Raw genomic sequence first — 1,659 nt, 5'->3', positions numbered from 1 at the left:
ACATGTTCTAAAACTTTTAGAACGTAAGCAAAATGAACAGAAAGCATTAGTACCGCAATATCAGACACGCCATATTCTTATTCAACCTTCCGAAGTGGTAAGCCCTGAAAATGCGAAACAAATAATTGATAGCATTTACAAGCGATTAAAAGCGGGTGAAGATTTCGCTACTCTTGCTGCAACTTATTCAAACGATACAGGTTCAGCACGTGATGGCGGCAGTCTAGGTTGGGTTACGCCAGGTATGATGGTTCCTGAGTTTGATAAAAAAATGCAGGAAATTCCTGTAGGTGAAATTAGTGAACCTTTCCAAACTCAATTCGGCTGGCATATCTTACAAGTTACAGACAAACGCGAAAAAGATATGACACATGAATATCAAGAGCGTATGGCACGTCAAATTTTAGGTGAGCGTCAATTTAACACTGAAATTGATAGCTGGTTGCGTGAAGTACGTGCAAATGCTTATGTAGAAATTAAAGATCCAAGCCTCGACAAAAAGAACTTACAAAAATAAGTTAATCTTTTGTCGTTAAAACCTGTGTTGATCACAGGTTTTTTTATAAACAAAACCCAGCCATTAAAAAACCGGTTATATGAATAACCGGTTTCTATAAATCAGACCCTAACGGGAATTATTTATAACGATCAACCATTTTCTCTAAAGAAATTGGGCGAATCTTGTCAGCATTACCAGCTGTACCGAAAGCTTCATAACGATCGATACAAATTTGTTTCATTGAATCGACAGTTTTAGCGAAATACTTACGTGGGTCAAATTCAGCTGGGTTTTCCGCCATGAAACGACGAATTGCACCTGTTGAAGCTAAACGCAAGTCAGTATCGATATTGATTTTACGTACACCATGTTTAATCGCTTCTACAAGCTGTTCAACTGGTACACCATAAGTCTCACCAATATTACCACCAAACTCGTTAATTACTTTTAACCATTCTTGTGGTACAGAGCTTGAACCGTGCATTACAAGGTGAGTATTTGGCAATGCCGCATGAATTTCTTTAATACGGTCAATTGCTAAAATATCCCCTGTAGGTGGACGTGTAAATTTATAAGCACCGTGTGAAGTACCTACAGCAATTGCTAAAGCATCAACATTTGTATCAGCAACGAATTGTTTTGCTTCTTCAACAGAGGTTAAAAGCTGAGAATGGTCTAGTACACCTTCTGCACCCACACCGTCTTCTTCTCCAGCCATACCTGTTTCAAGGCTACCTAAGCAACCGATCTCACCTTCAACAGATACACCACAAGCATGAGCCATTGCTACCACTTGACGAGTTACATCTACGTTGTAATCGTAAGTTGTAGGAGTTTTACCATCAGCGCCTAATGAACCGTCCATCATCACTGAGCTAAAACCAAGTTGAATAGAACGTTGGCATACATCAGGGCTTGTACCATGGTCTTGGTGCATTACCACTGGAATGTGTAGCCATTCTTCAATTGCAGCCAAAATAAGATGGCGTAAGAATGGAGCGCCTGCATATTTGCGAGCTCCAGCAGATGCCTGAACAATTACAGGTGAATTGGTAGCATCTGCGGCAAGCATAATTGCACGCATTTGTTCTAAGTTATTTACGTTAAATGCTGGTACGCCGTAGTTATGTTCCGCAGCGTGATCCAAGAGCTGGCGCATT

General features: G+C 40.3%; 2 protein-coding genes. One reads left to right on the top strand and one right to left on the bottom strand.

What is annotated here, in order from left to right; genetic code table 11:
* The coding region (locus VXQ92_RS16990) for a peptidylprolyl isomerase (protein ID WP_416682606.1) at positions 1-517 on the top strand (517 nt) is incomplete at its 5' end.
* Between the two features lie 118 nt (positions 518-635).
* On the opposite strand, the gene fba is transcribed toward VXQ92_RS16990, so the two are convergent.
* Positions 636-1,658, bottom strand: coding sequence for a class II fructose-bisphosphate aldolase (gene fba, locus VXQ92_RS16985; RefSeq protein ID WP_416682605.1), 1,023 nt, complete (start codon positions 1,656-1,658; stop codon positions 636-638).
* Position 1,659 lies beyond the last annotated feature (1 nt).

The sequence above is a fragment of the Acinetobacter sp. 228 genome (genome assembly GCF_048147885.1).
This window is presented reverse-complemented; position numbering and strand designations above follow the sequence as displayed.

Bases quoted from the DNA above. Each gene is read 5' to 3' on its own strand.
- fba (WP_416682605.1), bottom strand. From the start codon at position 1,658: ATGCGCCAGCTCTTGGATCACGCTGCGGAACATAACTACGGCGTACCA.